At 66.2% G+C, this 19757-nt stretch carries 22 protein-coding genes; 7 read left to right on the plus strand and 15 right to left on the minus strand.

Translation table 11 applies throughout. The annotated features are described in order from the left end of the window. Window positions 1-5: 5 nt before the first annotated feature. The 10 genes from ACWEWT_RS20085 to ACWEWT_RS20130 all read right to left on the minus strand — a co-directional run bounded on the left by ACWEWT_RS20085 (window position 6) and on the right by ACWEWT_RS20130 (window position 10433). Window positions 6-593: a hypothetical protein gene (locus ACWEWT_RS20085; RefSeq protein ID WP_452560919.1), complete on the minus strand. Its 588-nt coding sequence runs from the start codon at window positions 591-593 to the stop codon at window positions 6-8. A gap of 4 nt (window positions 594-597) precedes the next feature. Further along, window positions 598-1926 carry a hypothetical protein gene (locus tag ACWEWT_RS20090; protein ID WP_452560921.1) on the minus strand — a complete coding sequence of 443 codons (1329 nt, stop codon included), beginning with the start codon at window positions 1924-1926 and terminating at the stop codon, window positions 598-600. Window positions 1927-2033: 107 nt separating this feature from the next. Beyond that, the gene (locus ACWEWT_RS20095) at window positions 2034-3206 is read right to left on the minus strand and encodes an acyl-CoA dehydrogenase family protein (RefSeq protein WP_452560923.1); all 1173 of its coding nucleotides are present in this window, start codon (window positions 3204-3206) and stop codon (window positions 2034-2036) included. Between the two features lie 33 nt (window positions 3207-3239). Beyond that, entirely contained in the window at window positions 3240-4391 is a 1152-nt protein-coding gene (locus ACWEWT_RS20100) for an acyl-CoA dehydrogenase family protein (protein ID WP_452560925.1), read from the minus strand. Continuing rightward, the gene (locus ACWEWT_RS20105) at window positions 4391-5293 is read right to left on the minus strand and encodes a 3-hydroxyacyl-CoA dehydrogenase family protein (RefSeq protein WP_452560927.1); all 903 of its coding nucleotides are present in this window, start codon (window positions 5291-5293) and stop codon (window positions 4391-4393) included. Before ACWEWT_RS20105 ends, ACWEWT_RS20100 begins: the two co-directional genes overlap by 1 nt. Before the next feature lie 10 nt (window positions 5294-5303). Beyond that, window positions 5304-6086 carry an enoyl-CoA hydratase/isomerase family protein gene (locus tag ACWEWT_RS20110; RefSeq protein WP_452560929.1) on the minus strand — a complete coding sequence of 261 codons (783 nt, stop codon included), beginning with the start codon at window positions 6084-6086 and terminating at the stop codon, window positions 5304-5306. Next, a complete protein-coding gene (locus ACWEWT_RS20115; protein ID WP_452560931.1) occupies window positions 6083-7696 on the minus strand; it encodes an AMP-binding protein in 1614 nt (537 codons plus the stop codon). Before ACWEWT_RS20115 ends, ACWEWT_RS20110 begins: the two co-directional genes overlap by 4 nt. 13 nt (window positions 7697-7709) lie before the next feature. After that, window positions 7710-8456 (minus strand): SDR family NAD(P)-dependent oxidoreductase, encoded by a 747-nt coding sequence (locus ACWEWT_RS20120; RefSeq protein ID WP_452560933.1) that lies wholly within the window; start codon window positions 8454-8456, stop codon window positions 7710-7712. Window positions 8457-8482: 26 nt separating this feature from the next. Further along, window positions 8483-9628: an acyl-CoA dehydrogenase family protein gene (locus ACWEWT_RS20125; RefSeq protein ID WP_452560934.1), complete on the minus strand. Its 1146-nt coding sequence runs from the start codon at window positions 9626-9628 to the stop codon at window positions 8483-8485. 1 nt (window position 9629) lies between these two features. Further along, window positions 9630-10433, minus strand: coding sequence for an enoyl-CoA hydratase-related protein (locus ACWEWT_RS20130; protein WP_452560936.1), 804 nt, complete (start codon window positions 10431-10433; stop codon window positions 9630-9632). A 116-nt stretch (window positions 10434-10549) separates the two neighbouring features. Here ACWEWT_RS20130 and ACWEWT_RS20135 point away from each other — a divergent pair, with 116 nt between their 5' ends. Next, a complete protein-coding gene (locus ACWEWT_RS20135; protein WP_452560938.1) occupies window positions 10550-11200 on the plus strand; it encodes a TetR/AcrR family transcriptional regulator in 651 nt (216 codons plus the stop codon). A 313-nt stretch (window positions 11201-11513) separates the two neighbouring features. On the opposite strand, the gene ACWEWT_RS20140 is transcribed toward ACWEWT_RS20135, so the two are convergent. Both ACWEWT_RS20140 and ACWEWT_RS20145 read right to left on the minus strand, forming a co-directional pair. Continuing rightward, window positions 11514-11924 (minus strand): nitroreductase family deazaflavin-dependent oxidoreductase, encoded by a 411-nt coding sequence (locus ACWEWT_RS20140; protein ID WP_452560939.1) that lies wholly within the window; start codon window positions 11922-11924, stop codon window positions 11514-11516. A gap of 37 nt (window positions 11925-11961) precedes the next feature. Next, window positions 11962-12288, minus strand: coding sequence for a hypothetical protein (locus tag ACWEWT_RS20145; RefSeq protein ID WP_452560940.1), 327 nt, complete (start codon window positions 12286-12288; stop codon window positions 11962-11964). Window positions 12289-12404: 116 nt separating this feature from the next. Here ACWEWT_RS20145 and ACWEWT_RS20150 point away from each other — a divergent pair, with 116 nt between their 5' ends. Continuing rightward, a complete protein-coding gene (locus ACWEWT_RS20150) occupies window positions 12405-12989 on the plus strand; it encodes a TetR family transcriptional regulator (RefSeq protein ID WP_452560942.1) in 585 nt (194 codons plus the stop codon). Between the two features lie 159 nt (window positions 12990-13148). Here ACWEWT_RS20150 and dmpG read toward each other — a convergent pair whose 3' ends face one another. The 3 genes from dmpG to ACWEWT_RS20165 are packed head-to-tail and all read right to left on the minus strand — an operon-like array spanning window position 13149 to window position 16005. After that, on the minus strand, window positions 13149-14198 hold the full coding sequence (gene dmpG / locus ACWEWT_RS20155) for a 4-hydroxy-2-oxovalerate aldolase (protein ID WP_452560943.1): 1050 nt from the start codon (window positions 14196-14198) through the stop codon (window positions 13149-13151). Beyond that, window positions 14195-15166, minus strand: coding sequence for an acetaldehyde dehydrogenase (acetylating) (locus ACWEWT_RS20160; RefSeq protein ID WP_452560944.1), 972 nt, complete (start codon window positions 15164-15166; stop codon window positions 14195-14197). Before ACWEWT_RS20160 ends, dmpG begins: the two co-directional genes overlap by 4 nt. Beyond that, window positions 15163-16005 carry a 2-keto-4-pentenoate hydratase gene (locus ACWEWT_RS20165; RefSeq protein WP_452560946.1) on the minus strand — a complete coding sequence of 281 codons (843 nt, stop codon included), beginning with the start codon at window positions 16003-16005 and terminating at the stop codon, window positions 15163-15165. Before ACWEWT_RS20165 ends, ACWEWT_RS20160 begins: the two co-directional genes overlap by 4 nt. 110 nt (window positions 16006-16115) lie before the next feature. Between ACWEWT_RS20165 and ACWEWT_RS20170 the strand changes: the two genes are divergently transcribed. From ACWEWT_RS20170 to ACWEWT_RS20190, 5 genes are all read left to right on the plus strand, one after another. After that, window positions 16116-16874 (plus strand): IclR family transcriptional regulator, encoded by a 759-nt coding sequence (locus ACWEWT_RS20170; protein ID WP_452560948.1) that lies wholly within the window; start codon window positions 16116-16118, stop codon window positions 16872-16874. Between the two features lie 287 nt (window positions 16875-17161). Next, window positions 17162-17818 (plus strand): hypothetical protein, encoded by a 657-nt coding sequence (locus ACWEWT_RS20175; protein WP_452560949.1) that lies wholly within the window; start codon window positions 17162-17164, stop codon window positions 17816-17818. Between the two features lie 2 nt (window positions 17819-17820). After that, entirely contained in the window at window positions 17821-18141 is a 321-nt protein-coding gene (locus ACWEWT_RS20180) for a hypothetical protein (RefSeq protein ID WP_452560951.1), read from the plus strand. A 1-nt stretch (window position 18142) separates the two neighbouring features. Continuing rightward, window positions 18143-18913, plus strand: coding sequence for a hypothetical protein (locus tag ACWEWT_RS20185; protein ID WP_452560953.1), 771 nt, complete (start codon window positions 18143-18145; stop codon window positions 18911-18913). A gap of 9 nt (window positions 18914-18922) precedes the next feature. Next, the gene (locus ACWEWT_RS20190) at window positions 18923-19453 is read left to right on the plus strand and encodes a hypothetical protein (protein ID WP_452560955.1); all 531 of its coding nucleotides are present in this window, start codon (window positions 18923-18925) and stop codon (window positions 19451-19453) included. Window positions 19454-19757: the final 304 nt, after the last annotated feature.

Here is a 19757-nt window from a genome sequence, read left to right on the forward strand (position 1 = left end):
TGGGACTATTCCTGGGCGGGTCGAGCTTCGCTTGCCTTGCGGTATTTTCCGTGTTGTCCTTCGCCGATTTCCCAGGTCACGGGCATGCCTGCGGTGATGGCTTGTTCGTCACCTTTGTATTGCCAGAGGGAGAACCAGATGTCGCCGGAGCGGCTGGCGATGAGGCCGTCGTAGCTGTGCGGGAGCCACCATCGGACCACACCGTCGAGAGTCGGGTCGGGATCCTTCGCGGTCTCGACCTGCCCGTAGGGTATCGAGCTGCCCGATCCCTGCCATCCCGTGGTGGTGGGCAGCAGTGGCTGGTCTCCCCCGTCGGGGTCGGCGGGCCAGATCTTCCCGGAGCGCGTGAGGATGTCGTCGTGGATGCGGCGGACGATGTCGTAAGCCTTGCCGCTGGGGGTGTTCTCGTCGGGGGTGCAACCGACGAGGACGTCCAGTTCCGGGATGGTGAATTCGATCCACCATCCCGGAGGGGAGGGCTGCCTCAGGAGACGCTCGGGAATCGTTTCGTCGATGTGGACTTCGAGGCCGAGGGCCGATTCGATGTCGGCCGCCAGCAGGTCGGCGCCTTGCCGGGCTGTCTCCTGGTTCATGTGGCTATCCTGCCGAGTAAGGGACGGTGCAACGGTTGATGGGGGTTACGTACAAGACCTTGCCGGCGGCGTGGGAGGCGGTGACCTGACCGGACTCCGCCGACCGACTCCACGGGGTCGGGCACGGTCCCGGCGCAGCGTCCACTACCCCACCGCTTCCTGTCGCAGGCGGGGGTTCCGGCGCCGGGCGACGCTGGTCGGCGGCCGAATCCGCGGCGGCGCTTTCCCGGGCGCCGCTCCGGATGCCGTCCGGTCGCGAGTGGGGTGGCCCGGCCGGGGGCGTTGGACAGTACGACCCCGGCACTGCTGTCGGCGGAGGTGCGGGCACGGGAGGTGCCGGCGGCTCTCCTTCGGGCGCGGGTCGCGTCCGGTGCGCGTAGAGCTGCTCGCGAAGGGAGGCGACTTCATCGGTGAGCCCCCGGACCTGCCCGGCCACCCGATCACCGGCGGTGACCGCCTGGCTCAGGATCTCCCGGCCACGTTCGAAGGCTTCGTTCAGCAGATCCAGTGCGTGGATCGGCGCGGAGGTACCCGGCGGTGGTGTCTCGGCGGCCCGGCGGTTGACCGTGTCGACGAGCGATCCGACCGCCGTACGCCCCTCCGCGGTGATCCGGCCGGTACCGTCGGCGATCAATGCCACGGCCCGGGCGTCCAGTTGGGCGAAACCGGCCGTCATCGTGTCGAGCCGTCGCACTTTCGCCGCGTATTCGGCGATGCCGGACGGCTCGGCGCCACCCGGCATCGCGGGGACGCGCGGTGCGGGAGGTGCCTGCCGCGGACCTGTTCCGAAACTCCGCCACACATCACAGAGGTAGGCAGGTAGTTCGCGGTACATCGCACCGACCGGCCCGGTGAGATCCGCCGGCATCCGCAGGCTCGCGAGCTGCGCGGGGCAACCCCCGTTGCCGATATCGGTGGTCTCGATCCGCACCGGCAGCCGGGCCTGCACCGATACTTCGTATCCGCCGAAGGCGCCGCCCAGCGCGGCGATCGGCCCGCCGCCGCGCGCATTCCACGGCAACAGTGTTCGCGCCGCGATCCGGTCCGCCCGCCGCGCGGTCCCGGCGGACAGGGTTCTGGTCGCCGCCGCGACCCCGTCCTTCAGCAGCGCGCCCGCGAGATTCGTCGCCCAGGCGCCACCCGCGGCACCGATTCCGGCGACGAGCGCCTCTTCCAGCGCGGCGCCCGTCTCCTTGTCGTCACCCCAGGCGGCGCCGACGAAGGAACCGGCGGCCGAGCCGAGCATCGCCCCGGGCGGACCGAGGAATGCCGCTCCGAGCGCGCCCCCGGCGAATGCGCCACCGTCGGCCCAAGTGAAACCGAAAATGCCCACACCGCACGCTATTTCCGGGCCGGACCTGCACCGATGGGTCCTGACAGCCTCCTTACGGACGCGCCGGGTTTATTGACGGACCGGACACTCGCAGTGCCGGAGCAGCCTCAACGGAAAGCCGGTTCCCCGGTCACCGCCTGGCCGACGATGAACTGGTGCACCTCCGAGGTGCCCTCGTAGGTGAGCACCGATTCGAGATTGGCCGCGTGCCGCAGCACCGGATACTCGAGGCTGATCCCGTTGGCGCCCAGCAGGGTCCGGCATTCCCGGGCGATGGCCAGCGCTTCGCGCACGCTGTTCAGTTTGCCCACGCTGACCTGTTCCGGCCGCAACCGATGCGCGTCCTTCAGCGCGCCCAGTCGCAGCGCGAGCAGCATGCCTTTACCCAGTTCGAGGGTCATATCGGCGAGTTTGAGCTGGGTGGCCTGATAACCGGCGAGCGGTTTCCCGAAGATCCGGCGCTGGCCGGTATAGGCGATGGTGGTCTCCAGACAGTCGCGGGCCGCACCGAGTGCGCCGAATACGATGCCGAAGCGGGCCTCGTTCAGGCAGGACAGCGGCCCGGACAGCCCGCGGGCCGCCGGGAGCACCGCGTCCGCGGGTAGCCGGACCTCGTCGAGGACCAGTTCGCTGGTCACCGAGGCACGCAGCGAAAGCTTGCGGGTGATCTCCGGCGCCGAGAATCCCGGGGTATCGGTCGGCACGACGAATCCCCTGATCTTGTCGTCGGTCTGCGCCCATACCACCGCCACATCGGCGATCGACCCGTTGGTGATCCACATCTTCGTCCCGTTGAGCACCCAGTCGTCGCCGTCGCGGCGGGCGTGGGTGCGCATACCGCCGGGGTCGGACCCGAAATCCGGTTCGGTGAGCCCGAAACAGCCGATGGCCTCCCCCGCGGCCATCGGTGGCAGCCACTGCTGCTTCTGTTCCGCCGAACCCCACCGCCGGATCGCGAACATCGCGAGCGATCCCTGGACCGAGACCAGGCTGCGCAGGCCCGAATCGGCGGCCTCCAGTTCCAGACAGGCCAGACCGTAGGCGGTAGCGCTGGTACCGGCGCACCCGTAGCCCTCGAGATGCATTCCGAGCACGCCGACTCTACCGAGTTCGCGGGCCAGTTCGCGGGCCGGGAGGGTGGCGTTGTCGAACCATTCGGCCAGGTGGGGCCGCAGCCGCTCGGCGGTGAATGCGCGCACTGTGTCGCGGATGGCACGTTCGTCCGCGCCGATCATCTCCTCGATACCGAACAGGGCCAGAGGTGACTGTGGGGTGACCATGGATTGTCCTTTCGTGCGGTGCCGGGCCGGGTTTCAGACGAAGGCGCTGATACCGGTCTCGGCCCGGCCGATGAGAAGTTTCTGGATCTGGCTGGTGCCCTCGTAGAGGGTCATCACGCGGGCGTCGCGCAGATACTTCTGCACCGGGTATTCGTCGATATAGCCGTAGCCGCCGAAGATCTGGATGGCACTGTTGGCGGCGCGCACCGCCGCCTCGCTGGCGTAGTACTTGGCCTTGGACGCCGCGATACCGAACGGCTCGCCCGCCTCGACGAGATCGGCCGCCCGCCAGACGAGCATGCGGGCCGCGTCGAGTTCGACGGAGATATCGGCGATCATGTCCTGGATCAGCTGGAACCCGGCCAGTGGCCGGCCGAACTGCTCTCGCCGGCCGGCGTACTCGACCACGGCTTCCAGACAGCCCGTCACGATCCCGACGCAGCCGGCACCGACCGAGATCCGGCCCTTGTCCAGCGACTTCATGGCGATCCCGAAACCTTCGCCCGCGACACCCAGCATCGCCGCGCCGGGTACCCGGACATCGCTCAGATAGATCTCACCGGTGGCCTGGCCGCGCAACCCGAGCTTGCCCTTGATCTCGCGGCGCTCGAATCCCGGGGTGTCGGTGGGCACCAGGAAGGCGCTCACGCCCTTGGGCCCGGCCGCACCGGTACGCGCGAAGACCAGGCACAGATCGGCCCAGGTGGCATTGGTGATGAACATCTTCTGCCCGTTGAGCACATAGTCGTCACCGTCGCGGACCGCGCGGGTCTCCAGATTGCCCGCGTCCGAACCGGTATTCGGTTCGGTGAGCCCGAAGCAGGCCAGGATCGCACCGGTGGCGAGACCCGGCAGCCACCGCTGCTTCTGTTCCTCGGTGCCGTGCGAGAGGATCACCTTACCCACCAGACCCATGGATACCGAGACGATTCCGCGCACCGCGGAGTCCGCGCGACCGAGTTCCTCCATACCGATGCAGTAGGTGCGGTAGTCACCGCCCAGGCCCCCGTACTGCTCGGGGATGGTGAGGCCGAAGAAGCCCATCTCCCCGAGCTTCGCGACGATGCCGAGGTCCACGGATTCGGCACGGTCCCATTCCAGCCGTCGCGATACCACCTCCTTGTCCAGGAAGCCACGTGCGTAGTCGCGGAACTGCTGTTGTTCGGGTGTCTCGAAGAGCTCCATCAGATCTCCAGGGGTCGAGGGCGGGCGGTTGCGCTGCCGTCGGCGGCGTAGGTGTACCAACCGGCACCGGTTTTGCGGCCCAGCTCACCGCGGGCGACGAGGATCTCGACGCTGCGGCTCGGTGCGTCCCGGGGATCACCGGTCTCGGCGAAGCGCGCCTGCTTCGTGTAGTAGCCGATATCGATCCCGGTGAGGTCCATCAGTTCGAACGGGCCCATCGGATAGCCCAGCGCGGTCCGGCAGGCGGTATCGATCGCCTCGACCGGAGCCGCCCCGGCCTCCAGCACGGCGATGGCCTCGTCCCGTACCGCGTTGAGGATGCGGTTGGCGATGAAGCCGGGGATCTCCCGGTCCAGGACGACCGGTGTCTTGCCGAGGCTTTCGGCCAGCGCCACCGTGGTGGCCACCGTCGCGGCGGAGGTACGCGGCCCGGGTACCACCTCCACGCAGGTCATGACCAGTGCCGGGTTGAAGAAGTGCAGATTGCAGAAACGGTCGGGGCGTCCGGTGGCAGCGGCCAGGCGCGACGGGACGAAACCGGAGGAGTTGCTGGCGAGAATCGCGTGTACGGGGGCGGCCCGGTCCAGCAGCGCGAACAGTTCTCGTTTGACCTCCAGTTTCTCCACCACCGCCTCGATGACGTAATCCGCTGCCGTGGCGCATTTTTCGATATCCGTGGCGGCTTCGAGGCGAGACAGGGCAGCGTCGGCTTCCGCTGCGCTCAGCCGCCCCTTGCGCACGCGCCGGGCCGAAAGCTCGCCCAGTTCGGCACGCGCGGCGTCCAGCCGGGCCGGATCGGTATCGGTCAGTGTCACGTGATGGCCGGCCAGCGCGCAGACCAGGGCTATCTGTGATCCCATGGCCCCGGCCCCGACGACGAGAATGCGGTGGACGGTGTTCAACCTCGGCTCCTCACTGTCCGGTGAACCGCGGTGGGCGCTTTTCCAGGAAAGCCGCCGCGCCCTCGGCTTTGTCGCCGCTGGTGTAGAGCAGTGCCTGGGCCAGCCGCTCGACCACCTGGCCGGTGCGCTGGTCGGTATCCATCCCGGTGCGGATCACGAGCTTCGCCAGCCGTACGGCCAGCGGCCCGCGGACCAGTACCTGCCGGGCGATTTCCCGGGCCCGGGCCACCGGGTCTACGGCGACGGCGGAGACCAGGCCGATCTCGGCGGCCTCCATCGCGTCCACCGACCGGCCCGTGAGCACCATTTCGATCGCCCGGCCGATGCCCACCAGGCGGGCCAGCCGCTGGGTGCCGCCCGCACCGGGCAGCACCGCCAGCTGTGTTTCCGGAAGCCCGAACACCGCCTTCTCACCGGCGATCCGGATATCGCATGCCATCGCCAGCTCGCATCCCCCACCCAGCGCGTAGCCGGCCACCGCGGCGATGGTCGGTTTCTCGAACGCCTCGATCTCGTCGTAGAGCCGCTGCATCTGCGCGGCCAGGCCGGTGCGCAGGTCGTATCCGCGCAACTGCCCGATATCGGCACCGGCGGCGAAGGCCCGGCCCCCGGCGCCGGTGAACACCACCGCGCCGACCGTATCGTCGGCGTGCAATCGTTCCAGCGCGACGTGCAGATCCCGCTGCACCTGCCGGTTCAACGCGTTGCGGACCTCGGCCCGGTTTATCGTCACAGTGGCGATGCTGTCGGCTGTGTCGACGAGCAGAGTCTCGTAGGTACTGATGTCACTCACTCCGGCACCCCGATCTGCTCACGTAACTGGAATTTCTGGATCTTGCCGCTGGGTGTGCGCGGAAGTTCGCCGAGAATCTCGAGCTGCTCGGGCCAGTACTGTTTGGCCACACCCTTCGCGGCGAGGAAGGTCCGCAGGGCGGCCAGGTCCAGCGGCTGCGCGCCGTCCCGCAGGACCACGCACGCGCAGGCCCGTTCCTGCAGGCGCGGATCGGGCACCGCGATCACCGCGACCGCTTCGATCTCCGGATGCTCGTAGAGCACGTTCTCGATATAGACCACCGGGATGTTCTCGCCACCGCGGATGATCACATCCTTGGTGCGCCCGGCGATGCGCAGATATCCCGCGGCATCGATGATCGCGAGGTCACCGGTGTCGAACCAGTCGCCGTCGAAACTCTGCCGGCTCAGTTCGGGCCGGTGCGCGTAGCCGACGAACAGGAACGGTCCGGCCACCTGCAATCTGCCCTCGGTGCCCGCGGGCAGAACAGCTCCGGCATCGTCGACGACCCGCAGCCGCATGCCCGGCCAGGGGTAGCCGTCGGTCTCGATGATCCGGTCCTCCGGATCGCCGGGTATACCGAGGGTGACCAGCGCGTCCTCGCTCTGTCCCCAGCCACCGAGCACCACCAGCCCGGGCAGACGGCGTCGCGCCTCGCGCACGATCGCGCGGGGTATCGGCGCACCCATACAGCAGAAGCGGGTCAGCGAGGACAAGTCGTGGTCGGCGATATTCGGAGCGGCCAGCAGGTCGTGCAGGAACGGCGTGGCCGCGGAGGTGTAGCCGATCCGGTGTTCGGCGACGAGTTCCACGAACCTGCCCGCGTCCCAGACGTCCTGTAGGACACAGGTCGCCGCGTTCTGTACCGGCAGCCGGGCACCGTAGAGGAAGCCGGTCAGATGGGCGAGGGTCGAGGCCATGTGGAAGACCGTGTCCGCGGTGATACCGAGCCGGGCGGGCAGCGGGTTGTTGGCCGCGATCGCCGTGTTGTGGGTGTGCATCACCCCTTTCGGCTCCCCGGTGGTGCCCGAGGTGAAGATCAGCAGGGTCACCGCGTTGGGATCGGGTCGCAGCGCGGCCAGTTCGGCCCGATCGCGGCGCCGCTCCCACGGGGTGGCTGCGAAATCGTCCCAGGAGGAGCCCACCACCAGCACATGTTCGAGTTCGGGCCGGCCCGGCCGCAGTGCCGCGATCATCGCCGGATAGTCGAAGCCCCGGAAGGTCTCCGGCACCACCAATACCTTCGACCGGGCTGTCGCGACCATGAAGCCGATCTCGCGCTCCCGGTAGATCGGGATGAGCGGGTTGCTGACCGCACCGATCCGGGTGGCCGCGAAATGCACCACCACCCATTCGATCCAGTTGGGCAGCTGGAAGGACACCACATCCCCGGGGCACACACCCAGTTCCAGCAGACCGAGCGCGCACCGGTCCACCTCGTCCCGCAGTTCGGCATAGGTGACGCGGCGGCGGGAATCGACGAAGGCGGTCTTGTCCGGGAAACGCTCGGCCGCATCGTCGAGGTAGTCGGTGATCACGCGGTCCACCCAGTACCCGTCGCGCGTATGGGTTTCGATCTGCTCGTCGCTGAGGATCGATTCGAAAGACATATCCGGCTCCGGATCAGCTCATGGTGAGGCCGCCGCTGACGCTGACGGTCTGTCCGGTGATGTAGTCGGCCTCGGATGAGGCCAGGAACGCGACCGCGTTGGCCAGATCGCTCGGCTGCGCGAGCCGGCGGAAGGGAATGGATTTGGTCAGCGCCTCGCGCAGTTTCGGGTTGTCCCCACCGAGCGAGGCGAACAGCGCGGTATCGGCCGGACCGGGACATACGGCATTGGCGTTCACCTGGTGCCGGGCCATCTCACGAGCGATGGCCTTGGTGAACGCGATTACTCCGCCCTTGGCCGCGGAGTACACCGCCTCACCGGAGGAGCCGACCCGCCCGGCGTCGGAGGCCACATTGACCACCGAGCCGAACCCCTGCGCGGCCATAATCGGCAGTACGGCCTTGGTGGTGTTGAGTACGCCGTAGAGATTGATCTGGATGACCCGGTCCCAGTCGGCGCGTTCGGAATCCACGAAGGGGCTCGCCTTGTCCCAACCCGCGTTGTTGACGAGCACATCGATACGGCCGAAGCGGTCCACGATCCGCGCCACCATCGCATCGACCGAATCCGGTGCGGTGACATCGGCGCGGATACCCACTGCTCCGTTGCCCAGTGCGGTCGCTGTTTCGCCGGCGGTCTGCTCGTTGATATCGGTGACCACGACCGTCGCCCCCTCGGCGGCGAGTTTCTCCGCGATACCGCGTCCGATGCCCTGACCGGCTCCGGTGACGACGGCGATCTTGTCGTTCAGTTTTCCCATGGGTGTTTCCTTTCCGGCGGCGCGGTTCAGGGCGCGTAGGCCCGGCCGAGGAGGTTGCGGGCGATGACGAGTTTCGACACCTGAGCGGTGCCGTCGCCGATCTCCAGGCCGATCACATCGCGCAGGCGCTGCCCGATCGGGCTCTCACTGGAATAGGCGAGGTGCCCGAAGGTGAGCAGGCACTGGTGGATGACCTCGGCGGCGAGTTTCGGGGCACGATATTTGGCCATGGCCGCTTCGGTGCTGTGGTCCAGGCCCCGGTCCTTGCGCCACAGCGCCTCGTAGCAGATATGCCGGACCCCGCGCAGTTCGGTCGCGCATTCGGCGAGCGGGAACGCGACGCCCTGGAACTTGCCGATCGGGCTGCCGAACGCCTCCCGTTCGCGTGCCCAGCGCAGCGCCTCGTCGAGGGATTGCTGCGCGGCGCCCAGGCAAGCCAGGCCGATGATGGCCCGGGAGTAGTCGAAACCCTGCATCACCGAGACGAATCCGTCGCCTTCGCCGCCGACCAGTTCGGCGCGGGTCACCGGCAGACCGTCGAAGTGCAGGGTGGCGCGACCGATCGACCGGCTGCCCAGATCGTCGAATCCGGCGCGGGAGACGTAGCGATCGTCGAGATCGGCGTAGAAGGCACTCACGCCGCGAGCGCCGGGCCCGCCGGTCCGGGCCAGTACGAGCCCGGTGTGCGCGGACATCCCCAGGGTGATGGAGGTCTTCTCCCCGGTCAGGCGCCAGCCGTCACCGTCGGGTTCGGCCTTGGTCTCCAGCGCCGCGGCGTCGGTGCCGTGCCCCGGTTCGGTGACGCACAGCGCCGGAAGGACCTCCCCCGACGCGATCGCGGGCAGCCACCGCGCCTGCTGATCCTCGTCGGCGTGGCGGGCCAGTACATCACTGATCAACGCGCTGACGATGATCAGATACCCGGCGTTGAAATCGCCGCGGCCCACCTCTTCGGCGGCCATCCCGGCCACCACCGCGCTGGCCTCCTGGCCGCCGTGCCGTTCGGGCACCCGCAACCCGGTCAGCCCCATTCCGGCCATATCGGCGACCAGTTCGGGCCGTAGTTTCGCGGCCCTGTCGTCGGATTGGTAGTGCGGCGCCAGCACCTTGCCGGCGAACCGGCGCAACTCCTGCCGGTAGATCTCTTCGTCTTCGGAGAACAGGAAGTCCATCTCAGTGCCAGTTCACGTGGGAGTTGAAATCGGCGGCCCGCTTCTCGGCGAATGCCGCGGCACCCTCGAGTCCCTCGGGAGAGGCGGTGAACAGATCCAGCGCCGACATCGCCAGATTCGACAGACCCGCCTGATGATCGGTATCGGCGTTGAACGACTGTTTGCAGAACCGGATGGCGGTGGGACTCTTCTGCGCCACCTCCGCGGCCCAGGCCTTCGCGGTGTTCAGCAAATCCCCGGGCGGCACGACCAGGTTCACCAGCCCCATCCGCTCGGCTTCGGCGGCGTCGTACTGGCGGCACCAGAACCAGATCTCGCGGGCTTTCTTCTCGCCGACCACCCGGGCCAGATAGGCGGTCCCGAATCCGGCGTCGAACGAGCCCACCTTGGGCCCGGCCTGGCCGAACCGGGCGGTACTGCTGGCGATGGATACATCGCACAGCACGTGCAGCACATGTCCGCCGCCGACCGCGATCCCGTTCACCGCCGCGATCACCGGCTTGGGGATATCGCGGATCAGTTTGTGCAACGCGCCGATCTCGAACATGCCGCTCTCGGTGGGCCCGTAATCGCCGGTTTCCGCGCGCTGTTTCACATCACCGCCGGTACAGAACGCCTTCTCCCCCGCTCCGGTGAGGATCACCGCCTGTACCTGCCGGTCCGCCCAGGCCGCCCGGAACGCCTTGATCAACTCCTCGACGGTCCTGCCGCGGAAGGCGTTGTAGCGCTGCGGCCGGTCGATGGTGATCACCGCGGCGGGCCCGTCGACCTCGTAACGGATGTCCTCGTAGGTCTGTGCACCCACTGTCGCCTCCTTCGTCGAACGATTCGTTGACCATAGTGACGATTTTTGACTCATGAGTCAATCTTTAATTTAAAAGTCAAAGATGTATCGTTGGGTCGACGATCGGAGGGAAGGTCATGAGCGCCCAGCAGACAACCGAAGAACGACGGCCCGCCTCGGCGCGCGTGCAGCGCAAACGGGGGCAGCGCCGCCAGGAGATCCTCACCGCGGCCGCCGAACTGTTCGGCGAACGCGGCTACGACGCGGTGAACCTCGACGATGTCGCCGAACGGCTCGACCTGACCAAAGGCTCGCTGTACTACTACTTTTCGAGCAAAGAGGAACTCGGCACCGCCGCGATCGAAACGCTCGGCGCGGAGTGGACCAGCCGCCTGGAAGATCTGCTGGACCGCACCGAGGGCGACCCCTCCACCCGGTTACGCGCCCTGATCCACGAACATCTGACCATCGCGGTGCACGACTACCCCGCCGCGCTCCGCCTCTTCCTCATCCCGCGCGAATGGCCGGAGGCCCAGCGGGAACGCATCAAGGAATTGCGCCAGCGCCACGACACCCTCTTCCGCGGCCTCATCGAACAGGGCATCGAGGCCGGTGAACTACGGGTGATCAGCGTGAACACCACCCTGCAGTGCATGCACGCCGCCATGAGCCAGGCACCGCTGTGGTGTGCCGACCTGCCCGGCACCGAACAACGCGCGGCCGTGGACGAGATCACCGACACGCTGATGACGATGGTGCACTGCTCACCCGCGCCGGACCGCCTCTGATATCGCCGGGAGCGTGATCAGCGGCATGGTCAGCGATATCTCGGGGCGATACCGCCGCGAGCCGGAGCGGTTCCGCGCCACGTAGGTCTACGCCGCGTAGGGGTGGGCCGCCACCGTCGCCTCGGCGCCGATATCCTCCAGCAGCCGCGTCACCTCCCGGGGGTGGCGGCCATCGAGCCCGCGAGCTCACAAGCTGCCGGAGGCGCGCGTTCTCTTCGAGTTCACGGCTCCGCGATATCGCCGCGCACGCAGACCGAGATCGCGGACCGCTGCGCCGGGGCCATCGACGCGGAGTCGACGATTCGCCCGGCGCTCATCCGCGCCGGGTCAGCGCGACGACAGGTACGACCCGCCCGGCGGTGCGCTCGTACTCGGCCAGCGCGGGCAGGATCGCGACCATCGCGAGATGCAGGCGATCGCGTTCGGGGCCGGAGTCGATCACCTCGGCGTCGGCCTCGAAGAGTTCGGCACCCACCTGGACGGTCACCGCCGGGTGCGCGCGCAGATTGTGGAACCACGCCGGATTCCGCGGCGCGCCGGCATTGGAGGCGACGATCACCAGCCGGTCGCCGTCCCGCAGGTACATCACCGGTTTCGTATGCGGTAGCCCGGATTTGGCGCCGATGGTGGTGAGCAGGAGCAGGTCGTAGCCCGCGAACGGCCCGCCGACCCGGCCCTCGCCGGCACGGAATTCCTCGATGACCTCGTCGTCCCAGGCGGCCATGGTTGCATCCTCCGCATCGCCTACCGCGCTCCGCCGATCAGCGGTGCGCGACCACCGGGGCGGGGAGGGGTTTACCCAGCACCCGGTTCAACCAGAATGCCCCGCGCAGCCCGTGAAAAACAGCCATGACGAGCGCGCCGGTACTCAGCGCGGCGAATCCCGCCCATGGATGCGCACCGAGATCGGCCGCATATGCCAGCAGCACCGCCATGACGAAGCCGAGCGTCCCCGCGACCGCGTTCCGCACCGGCGCGTTCCCGGTGACGTTGGGGAACTCCTCACCCATCATCCCTTTGGCGAAATGGGGAAATGCGTTCGCGCCCAGCACACCCGCCGCGAACGCCGCGACCACTGTCAGCCACATCGAAGCCACCTCATTCGGTCAACGCCTGTAGTCCGAAACTAGCAGCCGGAACAGTTTCGGTCAACGTTCGTTGTCCGAATTCGACCTGCCGCGCGGCCGGGCCCTAGGCTGGCCGCGTGTCCGAAAACCAGCCGACCAGAGCCGAACAGCGACAACGCACCCAGGAACGCATACTGCGAGCAGCCACCCACCTGTTCGCCGAAACCGGATACGAACGCACCACGATCCGCGCGGTCGCGGCCGCCGCGGAAACCGACCCCAGCCTGGTCATGCGGTATTTCGGATCGAAAGAAGAACTGTTCGCCGAGGTCGCGGTCCCCGAACCGGACACTCCGATCAGCGGCACACCGGAGCAGGCGGCCGAACAACTACTCGCCGCGCTCGCGGGAAAGATCGGCGGCGAACCCGCTACGGCGACGCTGGCCGCCCTCCGGACCATGCTCACCCACTCCGATACGGCCGAGAGTGTGCGCACCGCGATGATCACCCGGCAGCGGCAGGCCGCCGAACACCTGGCCCCCGAAGACGCGGAACTGCGCGCGGGACTGATCGGGGCGCTCACCATCGGTGTCGTCATCAGCCGGCACCTACTGCACCTGGACGCCGTCGGTGACGCCGATCCCGACCGTATTGTGGAGTTGCTCCGGCCGGCATTCCACGAGATCGCCCACGGCGGAACGGTCAGCGACCCGCAACCGTGAAACGTTGCTCCACAGTGATTTCCGCGTAACCACCCGGACCGCACCCCGGACATGCCACCGGGGCGCCCGGTACCGAACCGGACGCCCCAGCCGGCTGCCGCGGCGCACAGGTGTGAACCCGGCGCCCCGGCAGCAACCCCGCCGCAGCGGATAACGAGATCAGGCGGGCTGCTGTTCGGCCGCCTTCTGCTCGGCCAGCATGGTGAGCGCGATATCGACGATCATGTCCTCCTGACCGCCCACCAGCCGCCGCCGGCCGGCCTCCATGAGCAGGGTGCGGACATCGATGCCGTAGCGTTCGCTGGCCGCCTCCGCATGACGCAGGAAGCTCGAATACACCCCGGCATAGCCGAGCGTGAGGGTTTCGCGGTCGACCCGCACCGGCCGGTCCTGGAGCGGCCGGACCAGATCGTCGGCCGCGTCCTGCAGGGCGAACACATCACAGCCGTGCTTCCAGCCGAGCACATCGGCGACCGCCACGAACGCCTCGATCGGGGTGTTGCCCGCGCCCGCGCCGTGCCCGGCGAGCGAAGCGTCCACCCGGCGGACACCGTTCTCCACGGCCACCACCGAATTCGCCACCGACAGCGACAGATTCTCGTGCGCGTGGATACCGAGTTCGGTAGCCGGGTCGAGCACGTCACGGTAGGCCAGGATGCGGTCGCGCACCCCGTTCATGGTGAGCCGGCCACCCGAATCGGTGACGTAGACGCAATGCGCGCCGTAGCTCTCCATGAGTTTGGCCTGCGCGGCCAGCGCGGCCGGTTCGGCCATATGACTCATCATCAGGAATCCCGAGACGTCCATCCCGATCTCACGCGCGGTCGCGATGTGCTGGGCCGCCACATCGGCCTCCGTGCAATGGGTGGCCACCCGCACTGAACGCACACCCAGCCCCCAGGCCCGCCGCAGATCCTCGGCGGTGCCGACACCGGGCAGCAACAGGCTGGTGAGCCGGGCATTCTTCAGGTTCGCGGCGGCGGCTTCGAGCCAGGTCCAGTCGCTGTGCGAACCGGGACCGTAATTGACCGACCCGCCGGCCAGCCCGTCCCCGTGCGCGACCTCGATCGCGTCGACACCCGCGGCGTCGAGCGCGGCCACGATCTTGCCGACGTTCTCCGGGGTGATCCGGTGCCGGATGGCGTGCATACCGTCGCGCAGGGTCACATCCTGGACGAAAACGGTCGGCACGGCGTCGGACGAACTCATCGTGCGGTCTCCTTCTGTTGAATGTTCTGCGCGATCCGCTCGGCGACCTGGAGTCCGGCCGAGGTCATGATGTCGAGGTTGCCGGCGTAGGCGGGCAGGTAATGCGCCGCGCCCTCGACCTCGAGGAATACCGATACCCGGTGGGTCGGGAACGCGTCGTTGTCCTTGGCGAGCAGCGTGTGCACCGGCTGGTCCGCCGGGATCGCGTCGATCTGCACTTCCTGCTTGAGCCGGTAGCCCGGAACGTAGGCCGCCACATCGTCGACCATCTTCACCACCGAGGCCTTGATCCGGTCGTGGGATTCCACGTCGGGCGCGTTCACCAGGCAGAAGACCGTATCCCGCATGATCAGCGGCGGCTCCGCCGGATTCAGGATGATCACCGCCTTACCGCGCTCGGCACCACCCACGGTTTCGATGGCATGCGAGGTGGTCTCGGTGAACTCGTCGATGTTGGCGCGGGTGCCGGGCCCGGCGGACTTGGACGCGATCGAGGCCACGATCTCCGCGTAGGCCACCGGCACGATCCGCGATACCGCGGCCACGATCGGAATGGTGGCCTGACCACCGCAGGTCACCATGTTCACGTTCTGCGCGCCGAGGTGCTCCTCGATATTGACCGCCGGCACCACGAACGGACCGATCGCCGCGGGGGTGAGGTCCACGAGACGTTTACCCAGCGGCGCGAGCCGCGCGTGGTTCTGCTCGTGCGCCTTGGCCGAGGTGGCGTCGAAGACGATATCGATCTCGTCGAAATTCGGCAGCGCGATCAGGCCCTCCACCCCCTCGTGGGTGGTGGGCACCTTCAACCGGGCGGCCCGGGCGAGACCGTCGGACTCCGGGTCGATACCGACCATGGCGCCCATTTCCAGGAACCGGGAATGGCGCAGCACTTTGATCATCAGGTCGGTGCCGATATTGCCCGAGCCGATGATCGCGACCTTGGTGCGTTTGGTGTTGTCACTCACTGGGATACCTCCGAGGCGGTGGTGAACGAAGCCGTGACCGTCCCGAGGCCGGAGATGGCGGCGGTGACGGTGGCGCCCGGGTGCAGCGGCCGCATCGGACCGAGCGCACCGGAGAGGATCACCTGCCCGGCCCGCAGCGGCTCGCCGAAGGTGCGGGCCTGCTGGGCCAGCCAGGACAGGGCGTTGAGGGGGTCGCCGAGGCAGGCGGCGCCGTTGCCGGTCGATACCTCTTCGCCGTCGATACGCATACTCATGGCGACATCGACGGGTTCGAAATCGTCGAGCGTCCGGCGCTCGGTGCCGAGCACGTAGAGGCCGCTCGAGGCATTGTCGGCGACGGTATCGGCGAAGGAGATGTTCCAGTCGGTGATCCGGCTGTCCACGATCTCGAGCGCGGCCACCGCCTCCGCCACGGCCGCCCGGCACTGGGCGATATCGAGCGGTCCGTCGGCGAGGTCCGCGCCCAGGATGAACGCGATCTCCGCCTCCGCGCGGGGTTGCAGCAGCCGGTCGATCGGGATCACATCCCCGTCCGAATAGGCCATATCGGAGAACAGGACCCCGAAATCGGGTTGATCCACGCCCAACTGCTGCTGCACGGCCTGCGAGGTGGCGCCGATCTTGCGACCGACCACCGTGACCTCCGGGGTGACCCGCGCGGCGTTGAACCGCTCCTGGATCCGGTATGCGGTGGCGACGTCGTCCGGGCTGATCAGCCCTTCGCGCAGCGGTGCACAGGTCCGGCGCGTCTCCGCGGCGGTGATCAGGCGTTGCGCGGCGCGGGCGACGATCGATTCGTCGACGCCGGGCCCGCTGATGCTGTCGACAGTGGTTGCCACCGCGACCTCCGTTCTCCTCTTCGTTGGGGTATGACCAGTGCACACCCCGAAGCCGCAGCTGAACAGTAAAATGGTCCACTGACTGGACCAGTTTCACCAGAAGGGCCGCCATGCCGGAACATCAGCTCGACGAACGCTCCGTACTGGGGCGGGCGTTGCTGATCCTGGAGGCGTTCGGGGTGGAGGACCAGGCCGTCGGACTCTCCGAGCTCACCCGCCGCACCGGGCTGCCGAAGGCCACCGTGCACCGCATGTGCCGGGATCTGGCGACCGCGCGCCTGCTGAGCTCGTCACCGGACGGCTACCGGCTCGGCCGCGGACTGTTCGAACTGGGTATGCGGGCCGCCACCGAACGCACCCTGCTCGAGGTCGCGGTGCCCTTCCTCCAGGACCTCTTCACCCGCACCCGGGAAACCGTGCATTTCGGGGTGCGCGACGGCGACGAGGTCGTCTACATCAGCAAGATCGGCGGCCACCGCCAGGCCCGCGCCCCGTCCCGGATCGGCGGGCGGATGCCGCTGTACTGCACCGCGATCGGCAAGGCCCTGCTCGCCCACTCCGACCCCCGCACCATCGACCGCATCCTCGCGGGACCGCTGGTCCGACGCACCCCACGCACCGTGATCGCGCCCGGACTGCTGCGGGCACAGCTGGCGCAGGTCGTCGAGAACGGCCTGGCCTACGAACGCGAGGAATCCGCGCCCGGCATCGTCTGCGTCGCCGCACCCGTCCTGAGCGCCGACGACAAACCACTGGCGGCGATCTCGGTGACCGGCCCGGTCACCCGGTTCCACCCGGAAGCGCACGCGGCATCGGTACGCGCGGCCGCCGCGGGGGTGGCGTCCATTCTGGCCCGGCGCGGGTCCTAGTACATCGTCCAGAATTTGCGCGAAATTTCCGGAGCAGCTTGCCTCGACCAGAGCACAGAATCGAAGGATTCAGCCCGCCCTGTCCGCTTACCGCAGTCATACGGCCTACGTTTTGCAGCAGCAGCACCCGCTTGATACTCTTCGACAAGCTTCATCCGCCAATCTAGGTCGTGTTACATAAGCCTACTGCGTGGTCGAAGAAAATTCGAACCGGGGGGATTTTACGTGATCGATGTTGTATCGATGGAAAACATCGAATATCGACCGACCCAAATTGAGGAAACCTGATGCGCGCGCGTGATAACCGATCCTCCTGGGATGATTACTACGATGATGATGATAAGTTCTATCCGCCGTCCACTAAGAAGGCAAATAAATTCGAGCCTCCGCAAAAGTCTGCTCTGATCGTATTCGAGATCGCAGAAGACCGGCTTCCAGTCAAGCTAACCTTACGTAGGGACTGGAAGAATAGCTTCGCACCGAGCGAATATGGAAAGTCGCTGATGGAAGCCTATCGCCATGCGCTGTATCAACGTTCGTTACAAATGATTGAGCTCGGCAGCGCCGGGAAGCCGAGTACCCCCGCCCTACGCGACATTATCCCAACACTCCTACAAACACGCACCTATATCGAATACCGCGGCACACTCGATCGTTTGGTCGGCGACGCAACAGTAGAGATACATGGACTCGGCGTGAATGAACTCGACGAGCCCGCGATGACCATACGAGCCAACCGTTCCATGATCACAGACATATATTTTGATCCCGATTGGGCGCTCCGGGCCGACATTTCTACAATTTCACACGACATAATTTACTGCGCGAACCAGTTACGTACCGCCAAACCCAGACTGGCCGTAGACGAGTACTTGGCCCGCGAAACCGACTCCCAACTGACCGAGCGGCTGGCCGCACATATTTCCAGAATTCGCCAGGAGTAAGAGTGCCTGATCAAATTCAATTAGCCGCAGAGCAACTGGACCTCCACTCCAAAGCTTGGACAAATGAGGTCAAAACAGAGTTGCTCAATGCAGCGTACAAGGTTGACACACTAAAAGACACAAGCCGACTCGAATGGGGATTGTTCCAAATTCCATACAACTCCTATGTCGTTTCGGCCGACTACGTCCGAGCAAGGCTAGCGGAGGGCGCCTCCGAAGCCGAGGAAATAGGGAGCACACTGCGTATTATCGCCAATCAATTCATGCAGCAGGATTCGGACCAGGCACACGAGTTCAACAAAATAGCGGAATTAGGACAATGAGATGGCGGATCCCGTAGACGAGAGTCAACTCGATAACGCGATCGAAAGCCTCAGAACTAAAATAGAAGAATGGAGAAACATTCCTGAAGAAATCAATGACACCGTTGACGACCTGAAATACTACGCACCGGTCGTTTGGGCATTCGCAACTAAAAAACGCGATGAGGCCCAGGCCAAGATTGAAACGCTCCTGGAGAAACTGGACGAAATTCTGACAGGCATCAATGCGCCATTCACCTTTCTGGGGTGGGCCGCAGACTGGCAGATCGTCGGGGCGAAGGTCCGCGCGGCATCGAACGCCCAGAATCGCCCCGAGGTGACTGTTGAAGGATTCTGGGAGGGGGAGGCCAAGAATAGCTACAATACATCAAAAGCAGCACAGGACAAAGCCTTCACGTCAGCGGTTGAAGTCTGCACCAAGATCGAAACAAGTATGCTGAATCTTTCGAAATCAGCTCTTGATTTCTACATCAAGGTGGCCGACACACTGGCCACCTACATGGCAAATCTTTCCGCGGCGCTCACCGAGGTCGCTTCCGTGGTTCTTGCATACGAGGGCGCACCTGGACTAGTACAAGCAGCCGCCGACGTCCTCGTTCTCATCGAGGGACTCGTGACCGCCATGCTGAACACTGTGCAGAGTCAGATGGTAGAGGCGAACGCTCTCGATAACGCCACCGATAATCCGTGGGGATTCTACGGAGATCGCTGGCCGGACGCTATCGCGAAAACATACAGCGACTCTGCCTACTGGCAGCCGAGTCGGGCCTGAAGAGGACAGATGAACACAGTGTTGTTACCAACGAGAAAAATTGCAGTTGCCGGAATTTCGGCACTGTCGATTCTAGCCACAGCCGGCTGCGTCTCCAGCGGAGACACCGAAAGTAGCCTTGCGGGGGCGACTTCGACCGCAGTACCGCATCCCGATTGCCTTCCGCGCGCGATGGCAGGTCATCCCGACCCGGAGGTGGAAGCGTTTGCATCCAGCCTTTCCTTGGGGAAGGACATCTCCGTCGAAGCAGCGCAAGTGCTGCCGGCGACAACCCATCCGGGGAAGCTCGTACTATCGATCACCATATGTGTGCCGAATTCATCCGACAGTGATTCCTTACGGCCCGTAGCCACTGACATAGCCCACGAGCTGATCAAGACCGAACTCGGCAGAAGAACTTATTCGTTCAGCGTCCGAGATCAGTCCGCCCACAACGGTATCGAAGCGATTCTGCGGGTAAAGGAATTCAGCGACCGGCCCTGGGACGGTACGCCTTCCGAAGGAGCAGAGCTGAGCGCATGGGAGGTATTCCCCACCTGAACAGGGTTCGGACGCCATACGAATTTGCGCAGCAGAGGGCTACTGTCTGAAGCGTCAGCCGGTGCCCGAGGCAACTGAATCGAGGGATTACTCGACCCGTCCCGTGGGCCGTGTGGTCCTGTGGGACCACACGGCCCACGGGACCACACATAAGACCCGCCGGCCTGTTCTGTGCTCTTTCCGACCACACCATGCGGCGCACGCCAGGTGACAGCCGGCTGCGAAGTGTTACCCAACCATCGACAGGTCCCCCGAGGCGACTTGATCGCTGCGAACTGGCTCAAGAAACACAAGCTGCGTCCCA

The organism is Nocardia sp. NPDC003963 (assembly GCF_053605105.1).

What these genes read in the sequence shown, in the direction of transcription:
- ACWEWT_RS20085 (WP_452560919.1), bottom strand. Translation starts at nt 593, where the DNA reads ATGAACCAGGAGACAGCCCGGCAAGGCGCCGACCTGCTGGCGGCCGAC.
- ACWEWT_RS20095 (WP_452560923.1), bottom strand. Translation starts at nt 3,206, where the DNA reads ATGGTCACCCCACAGTCACCTCTGGCCCTGTTCGGTATCGAGGAGATG.
- ACWEWT_RS20100 (WP_452560925.1), bottom strand. Translation starts at nt 4,391, where the DNA reads ATGGAGCTCTTCGAGACACCCGAACAACAGCAGTTCCGCGACTACGCA.
- ACWEWT_RS20115 (WP_452560931.1), bottom strand. Translation starts at nt 7,696, where the DNA reads ATGTCTTTCGAATCGATCCTCAGCGACGAGCAGATCGAAACCCATACG.
- ACWEWT_RS20120 (WP_452560933.1), bottom strand. Translation starts at nt 8,456, where the DNA reads ATGGGAAAACTGAACGACAAGATCGCCGTCGTCACCGGAGCCGGTCAG.
- ACWEWT_RS20125 (WP_452560934.1), bottom strand. Translation starts at nt 9,628, where the DNA reads ATGGACTTCCTGTTCTCCGAAGACGAAGAGATCTACCGGCAGGAGTTG.
- ACWEWT_RS20135 (WP_452560938.1), top strand. Translation starts at nt 10,550, where the DNA reads ATGAGCGCCCAGCAGACAACCGAAGAACGACGGCCCGCCTCGGCGCGC.
- ACWEWT_RS20140 (WP_452560939.1), bottom strand. Translation starts at nt 11,924, where the DNA reads ATGGCCGCCTGGGACGACGAGGTCATCGAGGAATTCCGTGCCGGCGAG.
- ACWEWT_RS20145 (WP_452560940.1), bottom strand. Translation starts at nt 12,288, where the DNA reads ATGTGGCTGACAGTGGTCGCGGCGTTCGCGGCGGGTGTGCTGGGCGCG.
- dmpG (WP_452560943.1), bottom strand. Translation starts at nt 14,198, where the DNA reads ATGAGTTCGTCCGACGCCGTGCCGACCGTTTTCGTCCAGGATGTGACC.
- ACWEWT_RS20170 (WP_452560948.1), top strand. Translation starts at nt 16,116, where the DNA reads ATGCCGGAACATCAGCTCGACGAACGCTCCGTACTGGGGCGGGCGTTG.
- ACWEWT_RS20175 (WP_452560949.1), top strand. Translation starts at nt 17,162, where the DNA reads ATGCGCGCGCGTGATAACCGATCCTCCTGGGATGATTACTACGATGAT.
- ACWEWT_RS20185 (WP_452560953.1), top strand. Translation starts at nt 18,143, where the DNA reads ATGGCGGATCCCGTAGACGAGAGTCAACTCGATAACGCGATCGAAAGC.
- ACWEWT_RS20190 (WP_452560955.1), top strand. Translation starts at nt 18,923, where the DNA reads ATGAACACAGTGTTGTTACCAACGAGAAAAATTGCAGTTGCCGGAATT.